Below are 20397 nucleotides of genomic sequence, written 5' to 3'. Positions count from 1 at the left end.
ACCCACCGCTGCCCCCTAACGCCCGCCCCCGCCCCTCACCCCCAGGAACACCGGATTGGTGAGCGCCGCCATCCGACCGGGTGTCCCTGGGCTGTCGGCCGGGTGCCGTACCTCGGCACGTACATACGCGGCCCGCTCCGCGCTGGTGGTCCAGGTGAGGGTGGCGGGGCCGCCGGGCGGTATCGGGGCGCTGTGGAGCGTGCCCTGGTCCGTGTGGAAGGTGGCGGTGCAGCCGGGTGCCCCGGAGACGGTGAGGCGGGCGGTGGCGGCCGCCCCGCCGTCCAGCAGCAGGTGCCCGCCGATACCGGCGTGTTCGCCGCGGGCGCCGCTGACGTCGAAGGACAGGTCGATGTCGGCGGATTCGGCGATCCACACCCGGCCCGCCCGTATGCCGTCCTGGAGGGCGTGGCGGGAGAGGTCGTCGGCGAGGACGACGGTCTGGGGCAGGCCGATGACGTCGGGGTCGCGGTGCGCGTCGCTGTGTCCGACGGCGGGCAGCCAGCGGGGGCGGTCGCCCCGGGCGTGGGCCACCAGGGCGCCGTCCCAGGCGGCGAGGGCGGTCTCGTCCTCGGCGGTGTACGGGCCGTTCCACACCTCCACCGCGTCGGCGCCGTCGAGGCCGAACTTCCAGGAGCAGCCGATGCACGAGGCGTGCGGGTGCGCGGGGATGGCCAGTCCGCCGACGCGGTGGACGGCCCGTGCGTAGGCGCCGGGGGAGGTGTCGCGGGCGCGGCGCCGCCAGTCGAGGAACGCGCCGGGGTCGGTGCCGAGCGCCACCAGGTGGCCGTTGCGGGTGGTGATCTCCTCGCCGGTGAGGATCAGCAGGTCGTCGCCCCACAGACCTTCCCAGGCGCGGTGCGAGGACGTGGTGTTGTGCTCGGAGGTGTTGATGAAGTCCAGGCGCGCGGCGCGGGCCAGCGCGGCGATCTCGGCGGGGGTGCGCCGCCCGTCGGAGTGGACGGAGTGGAGGTGGCCGTCCCCGCGGTACCAGGCCCGCCCGCGGCCCCGGGCGCGCTCGGGCGGGTACACCGGCGGCGGGGTGCGCCCGGGGGCGCCGAGGCGCAGCGTCACGGTGATCTCGTAGCTCAGGCCCTGCGGCGCGAGGGTGTACGGGCCGAGCGCGAGATGCCAGGTGCCGGGGCACACGGGGCCGGGGAGGTAGCCGGGGGTGGCGTCGTCGGCGCGGAGGAAGAAGCTGCTGCGGGCGCCGCCGGACCAGCCGCGGAAGCCCGGGCCGCCGGGGGCGGTGCCGCGTTCGTCGAAGATGCCGATGTCGCAGGCGTTGCCGACGGTGCCGTCGGGGACGTCGGGCCGGTCGTAGCGGTAGGCCACGGCGAGTTCCCGGACGCCGGGCGGGACCTCGATCGGGACGTACACATGGTCCGGTGCGCCGGGCGGCAGATGACCGCCGACGGTGCGGGTCAGCGTGTCACCGCCGTCGCTGCCGCCGTCGCCGCCGGGCGCCGGTGTCGCGGCGGCGAAGCGTACGGGCCCGAGGGCCAGTGCCCCGGCCGTGCCCGTGGCCGCGGAGAGTTTGAGTACCTCGCGCCGTTCCATTTCCCGCCCCCTGCTGTCGCTCCGATGTCCGTGACCCGGCCCGCACGGGAGTCCGTCGCCGGGACCCGGGCCGCGCCGTCGCCGCGGCGTGTGTGGCGCCGCGTGAAAACTGTTCTACGCGGGTGTGACACGGCGGGAAAGGGCTGTGGATAACCCGCGGACGGTGAGGCAACATGCGCTGACCGACACGGTTCACACGGAGGTGCGCGCGGATGCGGATCGCGACCACGATCTTCCTTACCGACGAGACGATCCGGCCCGACCGCCTGGCCAGAGAGCTGGAACAGCGGGGCTTCCACGGCCTCTATCTGCCCGAGCACACCCACATCCCGGCGGCCCGGGAGACCCCCGCGCCCATGGGGGAGCCGCTGCCCGACGAGTACGGCCGCTGCCTCGACCCGTTCGTCGCGCTCGGCCAGGCTGCCGCCGTCACCGAGGAACTGCGGCTGGGCACCGGCATCACCCTCGTCGCCCAGCACGACCCCATCGACCTGGCGAAGCGGATCGCCACCCTCGACTTCCTCTCCGGCGGCCGGTTCACCCTCGGCGTCGGCTTCGGCTGGAACGTCGAGGAGGCCGCCGACCACGGGGTGCGCTGGGCCACCCGCCGGGACCTGGTCCGCGACCGGATGGCGCTGATGCGGGCCCTGTGGGCGCCGGAACCCACCGCGTACGAGGGCCCGTTCGGCTCCGTGCGCGCCTCGTACGCGCACCCCAAACCGGCCGGTGGCGCGCCCCGCGTCCTGCTCGGCGGCGCCGCCGGGCCCCGGTTCTTCGCCGATCTCACCACCTACGCGGACGGTTGGCTGCCCATCGGCGGCCACGGACTCGGTGCGGCGCTGCCCGCGCTGCGTACGGCGTGGACGGCGGCGGGGCGCTCCGGTGAGCCCGCCGTGGTGCCGTTCGCGGTCCGGCCCACGCCCGGCAAGCTGGCCCACTACCGGGACCTCGGCATCGGCGAGGTGGTGCTGCAACTGCCGCCCGCCGCCGAGCCCGAGGTGCTGCGGACCCTCGATGACTACGCGCAGTACCTCTGAGACGGCGGGGCGCCACCACGGGGGCCGCCCGGCCCGGGACGCGTCCTAGGACCACCGCCCGACCCGCCCGCCCCGGTGGCCCCGTCCGTGGACCGATCCGCCGCCGTGGAGCCGGGCGTACCGTCGAAGACACGGGGTGCTTCCGTACGGGGCGGGCACGACGGCCGTCCCGTGGGGGAGAGGTGCCCTGCCCGGTAGTCCGCGGCTCCTAGGAGATGACCATGCCGCAGCTCGACCACACGATCGTCCACGCCACCGACCGGTTCGCCTCCGCCCGTTTCCTGGCGGAGATGCTCGGTGCCCCCGAGCCCCGCGCGCTCGGGCCGTTCGCCGCCGTCACCCTCGACAACGGCGTCGTCCTCGACTTCGCGGAACATGTCGCACCCGACGGTGACTTCGTCCCGACGCACTACGCGTTCCTGGTGTCCGAGGACGAGTTCGACGAGATCTTCGGCCGGATAAAGAACAAGAACCTTCCCTATTGGGCCGATCCCCGCCATACCAACCCGCAGGCCATCAACCACCACGACGGCGGCCGCGGCGTCTACATCGACGACCCCGACGGGCACGCCATGGAGTTCATAACGCGTAAGTACGACGAGGCTCGGCTCACAGGTTTGCAGTGATCTTGTTCCGCTGTCGGTGTCCGCTCGTATGCTCGGAGGATGACTTCCAGCGCGCAGGTACCTGACCAGGGATCACACCGATCGCACGCGCCGTCGGCGGGCGGTACGGAGCCCTCCGCACCGCCCGCCGCGAACGCCGTCCGCCGTGCCCTGCGCCGGGCCCGTGACGGCGTCGCGCTGGATGTCGGCGAGGCCGCGGTGCTCCTCCAGCTCCGCGGCGACGACCTCAAGGACCTGTGCGCCAGCGCGGCCCGGGTACGCGACGCCGGTCTGGAGGCCGCGGGGCGGCCCGGGGTCATCACGTACTCCCGCGGTGTCTTCATCCCCCTGACGCGGCTGTGCCGCGACAAGTGCCACTACTGCACCTTCGTCACTGTCCCCGGCAAGCTGCGCCGGGCGGGCCACGAGATGTTCATGTCGCCCGAAGAGGTGCTGGACATCGCTCGCCGCGGTGCCGAAATGGGCTGCAAGGAAGCCCTGTTCACCCTCGGCGACAAGCCCGAGGAGCGCTGGCCCGAGGCCCGCGAGTGGCTGGACGCACACGGCTACGACGACACGATCTCCTACGTCCGCGCCATGGCCATCCGGGTCCTGGAGGAGACCGGGCTGCTGCCGCACCTCAACCCCGGGGTGATGTCCTGGACGGACTTCCAGCGGCTCAAGCCCGTCGCCCCGTCCCTGGGCATGATGCTGGAGACCACCGCCGAGCGGCTGTGGAGCGAGCCCGGCGGCCCCCACTACGGCTCGCCCGACAAGGACCCCGCCGTCCGGCTCCGCGTCCTGGAGGACGCCGGTCGCTCCAACGTCCCCTTCACCAGCGGACTGCTGATCGGTATCGGGGAGACCTACGAGGAGCGCGCCGAGTCCCTGTTCGCGCTGCGCCGCATCCAGCGTGCGTACCACGGCATCCAGGAACTGATCATGCAGAACTTCCGCGCGAAGCCCGATACGGCGATGCGCGGTATGCCCGATGCCGAGCTGGAGGAGCTGGCCGCGACGATCGCGGTGGCCCGGCTCGTCATGGGCCCCTCGACCCGCATCCAGGCGCCGCCCAATCTGGTCGACGGTGAGTACGCCCTGCTCATCGACGCGGGCATCGACGACTGGGGTGGGGTCTCGCCGCTGACCCGCGACCACGTCAACCCCGAGCGCCCCTGGCCGCAGATCGAGGAACTGACCGAGCGCTGCGCCACGGCCGGTTTCGAGCTGCGTGAACGGCTGCCCATCTACCCGGAGTTCCTCCAGCGCGGCGAGCCCTGGCTCGATCCGCGGCTGCTCCCGCACGTCCGGGCCCTCGCGGACCCGGAGACGGGGCTGGCCGACGAGGACGCCCCCGTCGAGGGCCGCCCCTGGCAGGAGCCCGACGAGGGCTTCTCGCTCGCCCCCTCCGGCCGCACCGATCTGCACCGCACCATCGACACCGAGGGCCGCACCGGCGACCGCCGCGACGACTTCGACGACGTCTACGGCGACTGGGAGGCGCTCCGCGAGGCCGCCGCCCCCGGGATGGAGCCGTCCCGGCTGGACGCCGACGTCCGGGACGCGCTGAAGCAGGCGGCCGACGACCCGACGCGGCTCACCGACCCGCAGGCGCTGGCGCTGCTGCACGCCGACGGCCCGGCCCTCGACGCCCTGTGCAAGATCGCCGACGAGCTGCGCCGCGACACCGTCGGCGACGACGTCACGTACATCGTCACCAGGAACATCAACTTCACCAACGTCTGCTACACCGGCTGCCGGTTCTGCGCCTTCGCGCAGCGCCGCACCGACGCCGACGCCTACACCCTCTCCCTGGAGCAGGTCGCCGACCGCGCCCAGCAGGCGTGGGACGTCGGCGCGGTCGAGGTGTGCATGCAGGGCGGCATCCACCCCGATCTGCCCGGCACGGCGTACTTCGACATCGCGCGCGCCGTCAAGGAACGCGTCCCGGGGATGCACGTCCACGCCTTCTCGCCCATGGAGGTCGTCAACGGCGCCACCCGCACCGGTCTGTCCATCCGGGACTGGCTGGCCGAGGCGAAGGCCGCCGGGCTCGACACCATCCCGGGCACCGCCGCGGAGATCCTCGACGACGAGGTCCGCTGGGTCCTCACCAAGGGCAAGCTGCCCACCGCCACCTGGGTCGAGGTCATCAAGACCGCCCATGAGCTGGGCATCCGCTCGTCGTCGACGATGATGTACGGCCATGTCGACCAGCCGCGGCACTGGCTGGGGCATCTGCGGCTGCTCGCCGACATCCAGAAGTCGGCGCGGGAGAAGGGCGTCGAGGGCTTCACGGAGTTCGTCACCCTGCCGTTCATCCACACCAACGCCCCGGTCTACCTCGCGGGCATCTCCCGCCCCGGCCCCACCACCCGCGACAACCGCGCGGTGACGGCCATGGCGCGGCTGCTGCTCCACCCGTACGTCACCAACATCCAGACCAGCTGGGTCAAGCTCGGTACGGAGGGTGCCGCCGAGATGCTCCGCTCCGGCGCCAACGACCTGGGCGGCACCCTCATGGAGGAGACCATCTCCCGGATGGCGGGCTCCAGTTACGGCTCCTACCGCTCCATCCAGGACCTGCTGGCCATCGCCGACGCCGCCGGGCGCCCGGCCCGCGCCCGGAACACCACGTACGGCCCGGTGTCCGAGGAGCGGCAGCGCGCCGCGCACGCCTCGGACGGCCATCTGCCGGAGCTGCTGCCCGTCCTCGACTGAGGCGGACGGCGGTACGGAGGCGGGGGCGCCCGGCGGGAGGCGGGGCGCCCTCCCCGGGCCCCCTAGGGCGGCGCGCCCCCGTCGTACTCCGTCTCGTGCTGGAGGATGCACTGCTGCCACTGCGCGAGCGCCTGCGCACGGTCACCGCCGGCGTCCTGCGCGGCGGTGATCAGCGCGTCCGCGGCCATGGCCGCCAGCCGGACCGCGACATGGCAGACGTCGCGGTGCGGGAGCGGCCGGAGAAGTTCCACCGCGCCGTCGCTGTCGCCGGAGAGCGCGGTGGCGACGACGGCCATCGTGGTGCGGTCCCACTCGTACTCGGACATGTGGTGAGCATGCCCACCCCGACCCGCCGCCACCTTCGAACTCCCGCCTGAACGCGGCCCGCCACCCGGGAGCCTGCCCCCACCTGCGCCTTCCTCCGCGTATCGACCCGCCGCGTACGGCCGGTACGGAGGTCTCGGGCGGACGCGCACCGAACGGGAGCGGACCGTTCAAAAGCCGCCAGATGTGCGTCTTGTCGCATTCCGTTCCCGTCCTTAACCGATCAATCACGGTCGATTACAGTGCTGCGCCAGGGGGTCCGTACGGGGCCGACGGGCGTGGTGGGCTTCGGGAGGGCACAGTGAGCGCAGCGGCAGGCGGCACCGGCACCACCGCCATCTGGGGCCGTGCCGAACAGCAGGACTTCCGCAGCCGGGTCCGCGGCTGCCTGCTCGGCGGTGCCATCGGCGACGCGCTCGGCGCCGGTGTCGAAGCCGACTCCCTGGACGCCATCCGCGAGACCCACGGCGAGGAAGGCGTCACCGACTTCGTCCCCGCCTTCGGGCGCCGCGGCGCGGTCACCGACGACACCCAGCTGACGCTCTTCACCGTCGACGGCCTGATCCGCGCCCAGGTCCGCCGCGACACCGGCGCCTGGCACCCGCCCACCGACGTGCACCGCGCCTACCTGCGCTGGGCCGCCACCCAGCGCGACTGGGGACCGGACGAGCGCAAGGAGGACGACGGCTGGCTGGCCCGCGAGGAGTGGCTGTACTCCCGCCGCGCACCGGGCCGCGACTGCCTCACCGGTCTCGGCGACGACACCATGGGCACCCTGGACAAGCCGAAGAACCCCGACTCCAAGGGATGCGGCGCCGTGATGCGCTCCGCACCGTTCGGCCTGCTGGTCGGCTGGGAGCCGCAACTCGTCTTCCAACTCGCCGTCGAATGCGCCGCCCAGACCCACGGCCACCCCACCGGCTACCTCGCGGCCGGTGCCTTCGCCGTCATCAGCCACGCCCTGGCCCGCGGCGACGACCTCGACAGCGCCGTCCAGAAGGCCCTCGCCCACCTCGCCACCCGCCCCGACCACGAGGAGACCACCGAGGCCCTCAAACGCGCGCTCGGCGCCGTCCGGCAGGGCATGCCGACGGCCGACCGGGTCGCCTCGCTCGGCGAGGGCCGGACGGCCGGGGAAGCGCTCTCCATAGGCGTCTACTGCGCACTGGTCGCCGAGGACGTCCGGCACGGTCTGCTGCTCGCCGTCAACCACGGCGGCGGCAGCGACTCCACCGGCGCCATCTGCGGCAACCTCCTCGGCACCCTGCACGGCGAAACCGCGCTGCCACCGGTCTGGCTGGTCGAGCTGGAGGGCCGCGACACCATCCTCCAACTCGCCGACGACTTCGCCCTGGAGATGACCCAGGGCCCGGCCCTGCACGGCCCCGCCGGATCCGCCCCGGGGTGGCTCGCCCGGTACCCGCGGGCCTGACGGGGAACGGCCCGGCCCGGACCACGCCCCGGCGTCACGCCCTCCCCGCGCGCCCCGCCGCCCCGTCCGCCCGCTGCCCGGGGACCCGCCGGGCCCGACCGAACCCGTCGTCGCCGTCCCCGTCGCCGTTGATCCGCTCCAGGACCGCGTCCCGCTCCGGGGTGTCCTCCGGCCTGACCAGCCCGATCAGCAGGAACAGCACCAGCGAGGTGGCCACCGGCGCCACGATCTGGATCTGCAGCTGCACCCCGTCCAGCCCGTAGTTCGTCAGCCAGAACGCGAACAGCCCCGCCGCCCACGACACCAGCGCCGCCGTCGGCCCCGACCGGCGGCACCAGCGCACCATCCCCAGCAGGAACGGGATCGAGATCGGCCCGACCAGCCCCGCCACCCACTTGATGACCACCGTGATGATGTCCTTGAACGCCGGTGAGTTGACCTGCGTCGCGATCGCCATCGACAGCGCCAGGAACGCCACCGTCGACAGCCGCGCCGCCAGCAGCCCCGCCCGGTGCGACCAGCCCCGCACCCGCTCGCCGACCCCCGGCAGCGCCGGGGCGATGTCCCGGGTGACGACCGCCGAGATCGCGTTCGCGTCCGACGAGCACATCGCCATCGTGTGGGAGAAGAACCCGACCACGACCAGACCCAACAGCCCGTGCGGCAGCAGCCGTTCGGTCAGCAGCGCATACGCGTCCGACGCATCCGGCTTCTCCGCCCGCACCAGCAACGGCGCCATCCACATCGGGAAGAACAGCACCGCGGGCCACACCAGCCACAGCGCCGCCGACAGCCGCGCCGACCGCACCGCCTCCCGCGCACTGCGCGTCGCCATGTACCGCTGCGCCTGATTCCACATCCCGCCGCTGTACTCGAAGGTCTTGATGAAGAGGTACGCCAGCAGGAACGTCAGCGTGTACGGCCCGGCGGTCGGCGCCGTGTGCCCCGAGGGCAGCCGGTCCCACGCCGACCACAGCGCCCCGAAACCCCCGAGCTGCGCCAGCACCGTCACCAGCATCGCCACCCCGGCCAGCAACTGGATGACGAACTGCCCCAACTCCGTCAACGCGTCCGCCCACAACCCGCCGACCGTGCAGTAGATCCCGGTGACGACCCCGGTGATCAGGATGCCCTGGTTGAGCGACATCCCCGTGAACACCGACAACAGCGTCGCGATCGCCGCCCACTTGGCGCCCACGTCCACGATCTTCAACAGCACCCCCGACCAGGCCAGCGCCTGCTGCGTCGGCAGGTTGTAGCGGCTCTTGAGGTACTCCAGCGGCGAGGCCACGTGCAGCCGCGACCGCAGCCGGTTCAGCCGCGGCGCGAACAGCCGCGCCCCGATGGCGATCCCCATCGCGATCGGGAACGACCAGGTGACGTACGACGTGATGCCGTACTGGTACGAGATGCCCGCATAGCCGGTGAACATCACCGCGCTGTACCCGGACATGTGGTGCGAGATACCGGACAGCCACCACGGCATCCGGCCACCCGCAGTGAAGAAGTCGCCGACGTCGTCGACCCGCCGGTGCGACCACACGCCGATCGCGACCATCACACCGAAATAGCCGATGAGTACGGCCCAGTCGAGACTGTTCATGCCCCCTCCAGGGGTCCGCCTGATGAACGTGGACCACTTCGCCGTGACGTTCCGTGGGGCGGTTCCCCGTGCGGGAGCGGGGACGTGGGGATTGAACCGTCCGCCGCGCGGGCCGGTCAAGGCCCCAAAAATCAAGGATGTGAACGACGGTCACCAAGTCGAACAATTTTGCCCGCTCTTGACCGGACGGGGCGTTGTCCCCCGTCCACCGCCGCACCCACGATGTGCGGACACTTCGCCGGGCTCCGCAGGCCCGACCAGCACCGCCACCACCGTCCGCACCAGCGGCACGGCGACCGGCCGCACGGGAGCGGGATCCCGTGTGGCACCCCACCGCACCGCCGGGAGGAACCCACCACGGACGAAGCCACCGGCACCCGGACGGGCGGCCCCACCACCGGCCCGCCCGCCCGCGCACCCACCCGTCCCGCACGCCCCCGGCGGCGCCCCCGGGGCGCACTCCCGCACCCGCGCCCGTTCAGCCCGCCGGACGGGCGCCCCGCAGCGCCGCACCCAGCCGGACCAGCCCCTCGCCGATCTCCTCCGGCGGATGCGTCACGAACGAGAGCCGCATCGCCGCCGCGTCCGGCGGCCCCGCGAAGAACGGCGCCCCGGGCACGTACGCCACGTCGTGCCGCACCACCCCGGGCAGCAACGCCGCCGCGTCGTACCCCGCGGGCAGCGTCGCCCAGACGAACATGCCGCCCGCCGGACGGTTCCACCGCGACCCCGCGGGCAGCGCCCCGCCCAACCCGCCGAGCAACGCGTCCCGCCGCGCCCGGTACGCCTCCCGCACCCGCACCAGATGCGCATCCAGATCCGCCACCGCCAGATACCGCGCGGCCGCCGCCTGATCCACCGTCGACGAGTGCAGATCGGCGGCCTGCTTCGCGATCACACAGGCCCGCCGCAACCCGGCCGGCGCCCGCAGCCACCCCAGCCGCAACCCCGGCGCCATCACCTTCGAGAACGACCCCAGCAGCGCCGTACGGTCCTCCGCCCCCGGGAACGACGCGATCCACGGCACCGGCTCCCCCTCGAACCGCAGCTCACCGTAGGGATCGTCCTCCGCGATCCACAGCCCCCGCCGGGCCGCCACCGCCGCCACCGCCGCCCGCCGCTCCGCCGACAGCGTCCGGCCCGTCGGGTTCTGGAACGTCGGCACCAGATAGAGCAGCTTCGGACCGACCCGCGCGGCGATCTCGTCCAACGCGACCGGGTCCACCCCCTCGTCGTCCGTCGGCACCGGCACCACCCGCGCCCCCGCCAGCGAGAAGATCTGCAACGCCGCCAGATAGCAGGGATCCTCGACCAGCACCACGTCACCGGGCTCCAACAGCGCCGCCGTCAGCAGCGTCAGCCCCTGCTGCGACCCGGTGGTCACGACCAGATCGTCCGCGGCGGTCGCCAGCCCCCGCGCGGTGGTCCGGGCGGCGACCGCGGCACGCAGCTGCGGATCGCCGTCGGTCGGCGAGTACTGCAACGCCCGCCGCGGCTGCTCCGCCAGCACGTACCGGAACGCGTCGGCTATCCCCGCGGCGTCGAACAGCTCCGGCGCGGGCAGCCCGCCCGCGAACGAGATGACCTCCGGGCGCGCGGTCAGCGCCAGGATGTCGCGCACCGGGGAACTCCCGGTCCGCGCCGCCCGGGAGGCGAGCCCCGGCGCGGGGACCGTGGAGACGTGCTGGGCCGGATCCGTCATGGCGACTCCCATCGCTCACCCGGGGCGCGCCCCGCCCCGGCTCGGTCGCCGGAGCTTAAGCCGCCCGCCCGGCCCGGCACAGGGGGCCGCACCCGGCTCCGGACAGGGGAGAGCCCCCTCGGCCTGGACAGGGGATCCGGTCGAGAGGGCTCGGAGCCGCGCGACGGGGGCGCGGCGGTCTGACGGGCCGGTCAGGCCAGGTCGAAGGCGCCGCCGGCGACGTCCGACACGAAGGTGCTCCAGGCCGAGTTCTCGAAGGTGAGGCGCGGGCCCTCGGGGTCCTTGGAGTCGCGCACCGCAATGGCCGCGGCGGCCGGTACGGCGATTTCCACGCAGGCACCGCTGGCGGAGTACGACGACTTCGTCCAGGAGAAAGCGGAATTGGGCTGCATGACCTTGTTCACTGTTCGCTCCGGCTACTGTGAGTTGCTGCGGATTCGGTCGTGCCGACGCTACGCGCCAACTTCCCTTGCAGCGGGAGCAGTTCACCCGTCCGAATGGCGTGCTTCTGGATCTCTTTTCAACGCGCCGGGCGCAGGTGTACCTTGCCGAACCCGCCGCCGGGGGCCACCGCCCACACCGCTCCGACCGGCGCTTCGGTCCCGTTCCGCCCCGCGCGGTGCCACCCGGCGGGGCGGAATTCCGCGGCGTGGATCTCAGCTCAACGCATCGGCGTGACGCTTGGCGGCAGCCGCGATGAATTCCCGGCTCTGATCGGCATTCAGCGCCTGTGCCCGAAGATGTTCGTACATGATCGTGTACTTGTTGACGTCGTTCGCTTTCTCCAGATAGAGATCGCTCGTGACGCCTTCGATGTAGACGACGCTCGAATCGGAGGTGGCATCGAATTCGAGAATGGAGAACGTGCCGGACATTCCGGCGTGCGCTCCCGTGTCGTACGGCAGCACCTGAACCGTCACATGCGGCAGCGCGCTCATCTCGACGAGATGCTCCAACTGCTCCCGCATCACGGCGTGACCGCCCACCACCCGCCGCAGCGCACTCTCGTCGAGCACCACCCACAGCCGCAGCGGGTTCTCCGGATCCTCCACCCGCTCCTGACGCCGCAGCCGCACCTGGGTCCGCTTCTCCAACTGGTCGGGCGGCAGCTCCGGCAGCACCCCGGGGATCACCGCCCGCGCGTACCGCGGCGTCTGCAACAGGCCGGGCACCACCAGCGACTCGTACACCCGCAGCGAGGCAGCCTCGGTCTCCAGACCGATGTAGACGCTGTACGGGATGTCGCCGAACGCGTGCCACCAGCCCTGCTGCCGGGAATCCTTGGCCATCTGCATCAGGGATTCCACTATCCGGCGGTCGTCGACCTCGTACACGCCGCACAGATCGCGGACGTCGCGCTGGCTGATGCTGCGGCGACCGTTCTCCAGTCGGCTGATCTTCGACTGGGAGACCAGCAGCCGCTCGGCCACCTCCTCCGCCGTCATGCCCTTGAGCTCGCGGAGCCTGCGCAGCTCCTGGCCCAACCGGCGTCGTCGGACGGTGGGGTTGACATGGGACGCCACGGGACGTGCACCTCCGGGTCCGTACTGCTGTTGTTCCGTGCCAGCAGGGTGCCACCCCGGGTGGACGCCGCGCAGTCAAATGCACACAGAAGGCGAGCACGCCGCAGCGCGGGGCGGCGAACCGACCGTCCGTCCGGAACGGCCGATCCGTCGCCCCGCGCCAACTGCGGCTCCCGAACGGGCTCGTGGGGACGGTTCTGCAACGAGGCGGTGCCCCGGCGGCGTACCAGACGCCGACCGGGGCACCGCCCGGAGCATTACGGGAGCGCGCGGGCGGCGCACACAGCGCCCCGCGCGCCCCCGGCGATCACCGTGCGCCGGCCCGGGCCATGCTGCCGTGCCCGTGCCGTGAGGGAACCGGCACTCCGGACGCGTTCGCCGCGCCCCGGCCGGCCGGCTGACGCGCCGGACCGTGGCCCGAACCCGCCGCCGGTGTCCGCCGCGGCTGCGCCGCGACGCCGTTTTGGACGTCCATGACCGCGTGCGCGACCAGACCGCCCATGGGGTCGTGCCGGATCAGATCCCGGAGACGGGAGCGCGATGAACGCCCTTCGTTCCCCGGGTAGAGGTGCTTGCCGAGACCGACCGCATGGGCCAGCGCGGCGAGCGCGGCGGTCCGCGGGTCCGGCGGTACGCCGGTGCGGATCGCGGTGTCGAGCCGGGCCCTGATTTCCCGGCTGATGGCCGTCTCCGTCGCCTGGTAGCGCGTCGTCGGCAGCACCCCGCACATCTGCCCCTCCACGGCATGGACCATGCCGCAGCGTTCGAGATGCGAGAGATACGTCTGGCGCAGCCCCAGTCGGGGCCCGCCGATCCAGTGGACCGCGCGCACCGGACTGCCGCGTCGGCGCAGCAGTTCGAGCGCGGAGTCCAGAGTCGGATCTCCGGTCGGCCGTGGCATCACCACGGCGATACGATCCCCGTCCGGGGCTATCCGTCCTGCCAGAGCCAGCTCCACTAGCTGGGCCCCGGCCAGGCCGAGGTCGAGCGACTGCGGCTGCGCTGTGGTGCCCGTTGCCGGGTCCAAAGCCAGCAGCAGAAGCTCCTCCGGAATTGTTCTGCGGCTCCTGCCCATCCATGCCTCCCCGCGTGGATGCATGACAGGGTGACCCCTCTCACATTCATCTGTCGAGAGTGCGTGGGGGGTTCGGCAGGGAACCTACAGGTATGTCGTTCTCGTCTAGCACGTCGACGGCGACCTCCACGGGACCCGGCGGAACGAGGCGGCGTGGGGCGGCGGGATCCGCGCCGTGCGGACACAGGACACTTGGGAACACTGGGCCAGGCAGTGCGACATACGAAGGAGACATCGGTGGCGGGCGAGTCCCCCGACAAGTCGGGCAAGAAGCAGGCGTCGGGGAAGGTGCGGGGCGCGGACGACCCGCGCCTCGCCGTCCTCCGGAGGGAGCCGGCGGAGGCGACGGAGAAGACCACGGAGGCCACGGAGCCCGAGAAGGTCGAGGAGGCCGGACGCGGGGCCGCCGGGGCTGCCGAGGCGTCCGGGGTCACGGAGGCGCCGAAGGGGCCGGAGAAGGCGACGGACGGGGCTTCTGAGGTCGATGTGACCTCTGAGGCTGCCGAGTCCGTCGAGAGCGCCGAGAGCGCCGAGGCGAACGGTGCCGCCAAGAACGGTGCCGCCAAGAACGGTGCCGCCAAGAACGGCAACGGCCCCGGCGACGACCGGCTGCGGGCCGCCGTCGCCGCCTGGGTCGCGGGCAAGGACGACGACCCCGAGAGCGCGGACGGCTCCGACGCCCCCGACGACGCGGACGCGGAGGCCACCGACGGCGACACCGACGACGCCGCCGACGGCGAGGGTGCAAAGGGATCCGCAAAGGCCATAGGCGCCGCCGCGGAAGGGGCGAAGGGCTCCCCCGCGAAGGCTGCCGAGCCGTCCGGCACGGACGCCGGTGACGACTCCGGTACGCGGCCCGAGGCCGACGACACCACCGCGACGCGCGATGACACCACCGGGGCCGACGGCGCCGATGACGCCCGCGGCGAGAGTGCGGACGACGCCGAGCCCGCCGGTGAAGCGAAGGCCGAGAGCGGCGACGCCGGGAAGAAGAGCGGCGGAAAGCGTCCCAAGGGCGCGGAAGCCAAGGCCGCGGACCGTAAGGCATCCGACGCCGAGGACCCGGCCGCCAAGGACGGCAAGGCGACCGCCGGTGCCGGGGACGGCGACGCCTCCGTGACGGACGGCGGCGACGCGCCGGACGAGGACGACGACGTGGACCGGCCGACGGCCGTCTTCACGACCAAGGGCAAGAAGTCCGCCCCGGACGAGGAGCCCGCCGACGACGCCACCCGCGTCTTCACCATCGCGAAGTCCGACGCCAAGCGGAAGCCGACGGCGAAGACGGAGGCCGCGGCCGAGGCCGACGGCGAGAGCGCCGAGCCCGCGAAGGACCCGCGGACGGGCGGGACCAAGGACAAGGCCGAGCCCAAGCCCGCGGAGAAGAACAAGGCCGAGCCCAAGGGCAAGGACGGCGACAAGGCCGAGGCCGACGAGAAGGACGGGGCGGACGCCGATCCGGTCGACCCGCCGACCACTGCCTTCCGTATCGCCCCGCCGACCGGTTCCAAGTCCGCGAAGGTCACCGAGCCCGGCAAGGACGAGAAGGCCGAGAAGGCCGCGAAGGCCGAGAAGGCCGACGCCGCATCGTCCAAGGACGCCAAGGACTCCGACGCCAAGACCGCCAAGGGCGAGCCCGAGCCCGGCGGCAAGAGCGACAAGGATGGCAAGGCCGCGGGCAAGGGTGGCGGCAAGTCCGCCGGTGCCGAGCGGGATGCCGAGCGGACCAGTCAGTTCGTCGCGCTGAAGTCGGACGACACCGGTGCCGCCGGGCGGTCCCTCGGGAAGACGGCGGCCAAGGCGGACGAGAAGGACGCCGCCGCGAAGGCGGGCGCCGCGACCGGCGCGACCGCGTCCGGCAAGCCCGGTGCGGACAAGCCCGGAACGGACAAGTCCGCAGCCGGTGCGGCCACGTCCGACAAGCCTGCCACCGACAAGACCGACAAGACCGGCGGGGCGGCGGCCGCCGCCGGGCCGCAGCCGTTGCCCGAGAGTGAGCGGACCCGGCAGGAGCCGCTGCCGCCGCTCGACCTGCTCGCGCAGCTCACCAACACCCCGCCGCCGCCCGAGACCACGCTGCGTACCGTCGTCCGACGGTTCAAGATCTGGACGCCGCTGGTCATCCTGCTGGCGATCATCTTCGTGGTCGTCCAGTCGCTGCGGACGCTGCCGGAGCCGACGCTGGCCGTCGGGGAGTCGACCGCGTTCACCTTCAAGGGCGGCAAGCTCGACATGCCGTGGCCCGGGCAGGGGCAGTCCGCGGCGGAGGTCGTCGGCGTCGGCAGCCTCGGCACGTCGGGGCCGCAGAAGCCGGTGCCGACGGCGAGCGTCGCCAAGGTCATGACCGCCTACGTCATCCTGCGCGACCACCCGCTGAAGAAGGGCGAGAAGGGCGACACCATCACCATCGACGCCAAGGCGGCGGCCGACTCGAAGAACAAGGACGAGTCGCGCGTACCGCTGAAGGAGGGGCAGCGGTTCAACCAGACGCAGATGCTCCAGATGCTGATGATCCCCTCCGGCAACAACGCCGCCCGCCAGCTGGCACGGTGGGACGCCGGGAGCGAGGAGGCGTTCGTGAAGAAGATGAACGCCGCCGCCGGGAAGCTCGGCATGACGAACACGACGTACACCGACCCCAGCGGCCTGACGAAGACGACGGTGAGCACCGCCGTCGACCAGCTCAAGCTCGCCCGTGAGGTGATGAAGAACGGGGCCTTCCGCGCCGTCGTCGCCACCGAGAACGTCCAGATCGACGGGCTGCCGGAGCGGCTGTTCAACAACAACAGCCTGCTCACGACGATGCCGTACGTCGTCCGCGGCATCAAGACCGGCTCCAGCACCCCCGCGGGCGGCGCCTTCATGTGGGCCGCGTACCGCACCGTCGGCGGCAAGGACCAGCTGCTGATCGGCGTCACCATGGACCAGCGCACCAGCAGCTCCGACCCCAACGCCCACCTCAAGCTGGCGCTCGACAACAGCGCGAAGGTGATCACGGCGGCCCGGGAGGCGCTGATCGCCGACACCGTCGTCAAGAAGGGGCAGGTCGTCGGCTACGTCGACGACGGTCTCGGCGGGGAGACGCCCGTCGTCGCCACCAAGGACCTCACCGCCGTGGGCTGGCCCGGTCTGCAGGCCGCCTTCTCGATCGGCAACGGCGGCAAGACCGTGCCGCATACCGCCAAGGCGGGGACCGAGGTCGGCGTGCTGACCGTCGGCAGCGGTGACAGCACCCAGCAGGTGCCCGTCGCCCTCGCCGAGGACCTGACCGAGCCCGGCTTCGGCGCCAAGCTGACCCGCATCGGCTGACCCCAGGCCCCGTACGGGGTGAGCCCGCCCCGTCCCGTACGGGAGCCGGGCCTCACCCCGTACGGGGCCTGCGCCGTTCCGGCACCTCCGCTCCGGGCGATCCCGTACGGGGGAACCGCCCCGCCCCCTGGAGGAAGCGCGTCCGACCCGTAGGGGCCGCACACCGGGGGAGCGGGGCCGTCCCGCCGTCCGAGGGGAGCGGCGGCCCGGCCGTCAGGGAGGGGACGCCGGGCCCTCCCCGAGGGGCGAGCATGAGAGCGCCCCTCCCCGGGGCGCCTCCCGGCGGGCCCGGGCCGCCGCCCGCCCCGCCCGCCCCGCACGCGACCGGAGCCCGCCATCGACGCCACCCGAACCGAACCGGCCCCCGCACCCCGGGCACAGCCCCCCGCGCCGCCCGCCCGGCGGCTGCGGCACACGGTGGTGTGGGCCCCCGCCGCGCTGATGTGCGCGCTCGGCACCTGGGGGCTGCGCCGCGACGGCGCGATGTGGCGCGACGAGATCGTCACGTACGACATGGCGCACCGCGCCCCCGCCGCGCTCTGGGCCACCCTCCGCCACATCGACGTGGTGCACGGCCTCTACTACGCGCTGATGCACCTCTGGTTCACCGCCTACGAAGCGGTCCTCGGGCCCGGCGGACTCCTCGGCCCGGCCTTCGGCGGCGCCGTCGGCCGCACCCTCGGCGAGGACGTCATCGCCCTGCGGCTGCCCTCCCTCGCCGCCATGACCGCGGCCGCCGCCGGGGTCGCGCTCCTCGGCAACCTCCTCGTCGGGCCCCGCACCGGCCGCTGGGCCGGAATCGCGTTCGCGCTGCTCCCGCCCGTGCAGCAGTACGCCCAGGAAGGCCGCTCGTACGCCCTGGTCTGCGCCCTCATCGTCTGGGCCTGCCACCTGCTCGTACGGATCGCGGTCCGCACCCGGCGGACACCCGGCCGCCCGTGCCGCGCCCTGTGGGGCGGATACGCGGCCCTGATGCTGACGGCGTGTCTGCTGCACGAGTTCGCCGCGCTGGCGCTGCCGGTGCACGGCGCCGCGCTCGTCCTCGGCCGACTGCCGCGCCGCACCCTGCGCACCTGGGCGCTCACCGCCGCGGGCGTCCTCGCCGGACTCGCCCCGCTCGCCCTCTACAGCACCCGCCAGTCCGACCAGCTCAGCTGGCTGATGTGGCCCGACCCGCTGCAACTGCTCACCTTCGCGGTGCTCGCCGCCACCGGCATCGCCTGCTCCCGCGCCCGCATCCGCTCCCGCGGGCCCATCGGCCTGCGCGCCCTCGGCCTCCCCCTCCTCCTGCTGCCCACCCTCCTCCTCTTCCTCCTCTCCACCGCCGAACCCGCCTACGTCGACCGCTACGTCCTCTACTACCTGGCGGGCTTCGCGCTGCTGGCCGGAGCCGCGCTGGCCCGGCTGCTGCGCCCGGTGGGGGAGGACGGCCAGACCGGCACCCGGCTGCGGCGGCGCGCCCTCGCGCTGGCCCTGGTCGTCGTGGCGCTGCTGCCGGTGGACATCCGGCTGCGGATGCCGGTCAGCCGGGTCGACGACGCCACCGCCGTCGCCGACGCGGTACGCGCCCTCGCCGGACCCGGCGACGGCCTGCTCTTCACCCCGGCCCGCCGCCGCATCTGGGTCGCCGCCCACCCCGACGCCTACCGTGACCTGCACGATCTGGCCCTGCGCCGGGACCCGGTCGCCTCCCGCACCCTCTACGGCACCGAGGACTCCGGCGACACCGTCCGCGACCGGATGCTCACCACCCCCACCGGCCGCATCGTGGTCGTGGGCGACGGTCCCGACCAGCCGGACGACCCCAACGACCAGGAGATCGCCAAACGCACCACGCTCCGGGAGGCGTTCGTCCGCTGCCGGAGCCGACGGGTGCACGGCGGACAGGTGACGCTCTACGCCCGGAGCCAGGCGGGGTGCGGGGCGCCCGCGGGGAGGTAGGCGCGGCGGGCCGGAGCCCGGGGACCGTGGGCGAAGCCGCCGCTGAGCAGCGGGTTTCGGCGGTCGGCCGGTGAAGTGCGGCGAGGGGGAAGCGCGGTGGCGGGCGCCCTGTGGCCGGTCAGCTTGAAGGAGGGGCTGTCAGCCCGTCACATCCCGTGGCGGTTCGCCGTGGCGCCGCCCAGCGCGGAGTCGTGGCGGCGTCGGCGCATCGCCAGGCCCACCATGCCGAACGCCACCAGCGCGCCGAACCCGGCGACCAGGAGCGCCGTCGGCAGATGGCCGACCTTCTCCGCCAGCCCGGCCAGCCCGTCGTCCGGCAGCATGATCGCCGTACGGTCGCCGACCACCGGGCCGGTCGTATCGGCGGCGACGGCCACACCGGCGGGCAGCAGCAGCGCGACGAGCGCGCCGGACGCAACGGCAACGGTGCGGATCACAGAGCGGCGCTGGTCGGACATCGGGCACTCCTCGTCAGGACGGATCGGACGGACACGGTCGGGACGGCGGCGGCGCGGCGCGCCCGGCCCGTGCGCTCTCACAACCGTCCCGAGACCGGTCCCGACGACGGATCTCCACCGTTCACACGACCGTCTCCGGGACCGGCCCCAGACCGATTCCGCGGGCCCTACGCTACGGAGCTTGTTTCACGGGAAACCGTACGTCGTGTAACAGTCACGCGATCTCTGCGCACGGTCCCGTCACGGAATGGCCCACCAGAACCGTCCGCCCCCGCACCACCTTGGGTAACTTGGCTCCATATGTGTCGATTCAGCTGCGCGGTGCCGCCGGAATCGGCGGGCCCGCGCCCCCGCCCCGTGGCGCCCGCCGCCCAGGGAAGGCGGTGACCGGATGCGCCGACGGGCCCTGGCGCCGCTCGCCGCACTGCTCCCGCTCGCCCTCGTCACGGGGTGCGCGGGGTTCGAGGGGCTGCAGAGCGACGGACGGGCCAGAGAGGTGAAGGCGCCGTTCGCGCTCTGGACCGACCACTCGCCCGCCCCGCCGAGCCGGAGCGACAACCCCGTCGCGCTCGAACCCGTCCCGGACATCCCGCACATTCCGAGTGGCGACATCGCCGACGCCGACCCCCGCGCCGTCCTCGACGCCGACCTGGCCGCCGACGGGCAGAAGGCACCCGCCCCGGGCGCGGTACGCCGCCCGGTCCTCCACGACCTCACCGACGACGGCAAACCCGAGCTGATCATGGCCGTGGACCTCGACGACCGCACCAGCGACCTGCGCGTCTACAGCGTTAGGCACCAGGTCGTCACCCGCGTGCTGGCGCTGCGCGGCGTACTGGCCGGTGTCGAACTCGCCGCCGGACACCTCGTCGTCCGCGAACCCACCAAGGACCCCCGCTACGTCAGCGTCACCGACTACCTCTGGGACAAGGACCGGATGACGCTCTGGGACCTCACCCTCGACGACGCCCGCAAACCCCAACCCGCCCGCAGCGGCACACCGGAACCGATCCCACCGGTGCCGCCCGTCACCGAGCCCATGGCCGCGCCCGCACCCCGCGGAGCGCGGCGATGAGCGCGGGGGGAGGGCGGCGATGAGGTGGCCGGGGC

15 protein-coding genes are annotated in these 20397 nt (G+C 73.2%); 7 read left to right on the top strand and 8 right to left on the bottom strand.

Going from position 1 to position 20397, the window contains the following annotated elements; genetic code table 11:
• Positions 1–15 precede the first annotated feature (15 nt).
• On the bottom strand, positions 16–1557 hold the full coding sequence (locus tag IF23_RS0130035; protein ID WP_030289317.1) for a CehA/McbA family metallohydrolase: 1542 nt from the start codon (positions 1555–1557) through the stop codon (positions 16–18).
• Between the two features lie 212 nt (positions 1558–1769).
• Here IF23_RS0130035 and IF23_RS0130030 point away from each other — a divergent pair, with 212 nt between their 5' ends.
• The 3 genes from IF23_RS0130030 to IF23_RS0130020 all read left to right on the top strand — a co-directional run bounded on the left by IF23_RS0130030 (position 1770) and on the right by IF23_RS0130020 (position 5920).
• Positions 1770–2594 carry a TIGR03619 family F420-dependent LLM class oxidoreductase gene (locus tag IF23_RS0130030; protein ID WP_030289315.1) on the top strand — a complete coding sequence of 275 codons (825 nt, stop codon included), beginning with the start codon at positions 1770–1772 and terminating at the stop codon, positions 2592–2594.
• Positions 2595–2815: 221 nt separating this feature from the next.
• Entirely contained in the window at positions 2816–3220 is a 405-nt protein-coding gene (locus tag IF23_RS0130025; protein WP_030289313.1) for a VOC family protein, read from the top strand.
• Between the two features lie 39 nt (positions 3221–3259).
• Positions 3260–5920 carry a bifunctional FO biosynthesis protein CofGH gene (locus IF23_RS0130020; protein ID WP_030289311.1) on the top strand — a complete coding sequence of 887 codons (2661 nt, stop codon included), beginning with the start codon at positions 3260–3262 and terminating at the stop codon, positions 5918–5920.
• A 62-nt stretch (positions 5921–5982) separates the two neighbouring features.
• On the opposite strand, the gene IF23_RS0130015 is transcribed toward IF23_RS0130020, so the two are convergent.
• Positions 5983–6246, bottom strand: coding sequence for a hypothetical protein (locus IF23_RS0130015; protein WP_030289309.1), 264 nt, complete (start codon positions 6244–6246; stop codon positions 5983–5985).
• Positions 6247–6545: 299 nt separating this feature from the next.
• Between IF23_RS0130015 and IF23_RS0130010 the strand changes: the two genes are divergently transcribed.
• On the top strand, positions 6546–7676 hold the full coding sequence (locus IF23_RS0130010; protein ID WP_030289308.1) for an ADP-ribosylglycohydrolase family protein: 1131 nt from the start codon (positions 6546–6548) through the stop codon (positions 7674–7676).
• A gap of 34 nt (positions 7677–7710) precedes the next feature.
• Here IF23_RS0130010 and IF23_RS0130005 read toward each other — a convergent pair whose 3' ends face one another.
• From IF23_RS0130005 to IF23_RS0129985, 5 genes are all read right to left on the bottom strand, one after another.
• Positions 7711–9279 carry a sodium:solute symporter family protein gene (locus IF23_RS0130005; RefSeq protein ID WP_030289306.1) on the bottom strand — a complete coding sequence of 523 codons (1569 nt, stop codon included), beginning with the start codon at positions 9277–9279 and terminating at the stop codon, positions 7711–7713.
• A gap of 478 nt (positions 9280–9757) precedes the next feature.
• The gene (locus IF23_RS0130000; RefSeq protein WP_037680286.1) at positions 9758–10981 is read right to left on the bottom strand and encodes an aminotransferase-like domain-containing protein; all 1224 of its coding nucleotides are present in this window, start codon (positions 10979–10981) and stop codon (positions 9758–9760) included.
• Between the two features lie 191 nt (positions 10982–11172).
• The gene (locus IF23_RS0129995) at positions 11173–11373 is read right to left on the bottom strand and encodes a DUF397 domain-containing protein (protein ID WP_030289302.1); all 201 of its coding nucleotides are present in this window, start codon (positions 11371–11373) and stop codon (positions 11173–11175) included.
• A gap of 264 nt (positions 11374–11637) precedes the next feature.
• Positions 11638–12504 (bottom strand): helix-turn-helix domain-containing protein, encoded by an 867-nt coding sequence (locus tag IF23_RS0129990; RefSeq protein WP_030289300.1) that lies wholly within the window; start codon positions 12502–12504, stop codon positions 11638–11640.
• 307 nt (positions 12505–12811) lie between these two features.
• Positions 12812–13579, bottom strand: a complete 768-nt coding sequence (locus tag IF23_RS0129985; protein WP_030289299.1) for a GOLPH3/VPS74 family protein — start codon at positions 13577–13579, stop codon at positions 12812–12814.
• Positions 13580–13816: 237 nt separating this feature from the next.
• On the opposite strand from IF23_RS0129985, the gene IF23_RS0129980 reads away from it, so the two are divergent.
• Together IF23_RS0129980 and IF23_RS0129975 are read left to right on the top strand one after the other, a co-directional pair.
• The gene (locus IF23_RS0129980; RefSeq protein ID WP_030289298.1) at positions 13817–16888 is read left to right on the top strand and encodes a D-alanyl-D-alanine carboxypeptidase family protein; all 3072 of its coding nucleotides are present in this window, start codon (positions 13817–13819) and stop codon (positions 16886–16888) included.
• A 417-nt stretch (positions 16889–17305) separates the two neighbouring features.
• Entirely contained in the window at positions 17306–18829 is a 1524-nt protein-coding gene (locus tag IF23_RS0129975) for a glycosyltransferase family 39 protein (protein WP_030289297.1), read from the top strand.
• 146 nt (positions 18830–18975) lie between these two features.
• Here IF23_RS0129975 and IF23_RS0129970 read toward each other — a convergent pair whose 3' ends face one another.
• A complete protein-coding gene (locus IF23_RS0129970) occupies positions 18976–19287 on the bottom strand; it encodes a hypothetical protein (protein WP_051739994.1) in 312 nt (103 codons plus the stop codon).
• 391 nt (positions 19288–19678) lie between these two features.
• Between IF23_RS0129970 and IF23_RS0129965 the strand changes: the two genes are divergently transcribed.
• A complete protein-coding gene (locus IF23_RS0129965) occupies positions 19679–20362 on the top strand; it encodes a hypothetical protein (RefSeq protein ID WP_245655165.1) in 684 nt (227 codons plus the stop codon).
• Positions 20363–20397: the final 35 nt, after the last annotated feature.

Source organism: Streptomyces catenulae (genome assembly GCF_000718015.1).
Taxonomy (GTDB): Bacteria; Actinomycetota; Actinomycetes; order Streptomycetales; family Streptomycetaceae; genus Streptomyces; species Streptomyces catenulae.
Note: the sequence above shows the minus strand (reverse complement) of the source record. Positions and strands in the feature narration are given on the sequence as shown.

Excerpts from the sequence above, each read along its gene's own strand:
- IF23_RS0129985 (WP_030289299.1), bottom strand. The coding sequence starts at position 13,579 with ATGGGCAGGAGCCGCAGAACAATTCCGGAGGAGCTTCTGCTGCTGGCT.
- IF23_RS0130015 (WP_030289309.1), bottom strand. The coding sequence starts at position 6,246 with ATGTCCGAGTACGAGTGGGACCGCACCACGATGGCCGTCGTCGCCACC.
- IF23_RS0129965 (WP_245655165.1), top strand. The coding sequence starts at position 19,679 with ATGCGCCGACGGGCCCTGGCGCCGCTCGCCGCACTGCTCCCGCTCGCC.
- IF23_RS0129970 (WP_051739994.1), bottom strand. The coding sequence starts at position 19,287 with ATGTCCGACCAGCGCCGCTCTGTGATCCGCACCGTTGCCGTTGCGTCC.
- IF23_RS0130005 (WP_030289306.1), bottom strand. The coding sequence starts at position 9,279 with ATGAACAGTCTCGACTGGGCCGTACTCATCGGCTATTTCGGTGTGATG.
- IF23_RS0130030 (WP_030289315.1), top strand. The coding sequence starts at position 1,770 with ATGCGGATCGCGACCACGATCTTCCTTACCGACGAGACGATCCGGCCC.
- IF23_RS0130035 (WP_030289317.1), bottom strand. The coding sequence starts at position 1,557 with ATGGAACGGCGCGAGGTACTCAAACTCTCCGCGGCCACGGGCACGGCC.
- IF23_RS0130000 (WP_037680286.1), bottom strand. The coding sequence starts at position 10,981 with ATGACGGATCCGGCCCAGCACGTCTCCACGGTCCCCGCGCCGGGGCTC.
- IF23_RS0129995 (WP_030289302.1), bottom strand. The coding sequence starts at position 11,373 with ATGCAGCCCAATTCCGCTTTCTCCTGGACGAAGTCGTCGTACTCCGCC.
- IF23_RS0130020 (WP_030289311.1), top strand. The coding sequence starts at position 3,260 with ATGACTTCCAGCGCGCAGGTACCTGACCAGGGATCACACCGATCGCAC.
- IF23_RS0130025 (WP_030289313.1), top strand. The coding sequence starts at position 2,816 with ATGCCGCAGCTCGACCACACGATCGTCCACGCCACCGACCGGTTCGCC.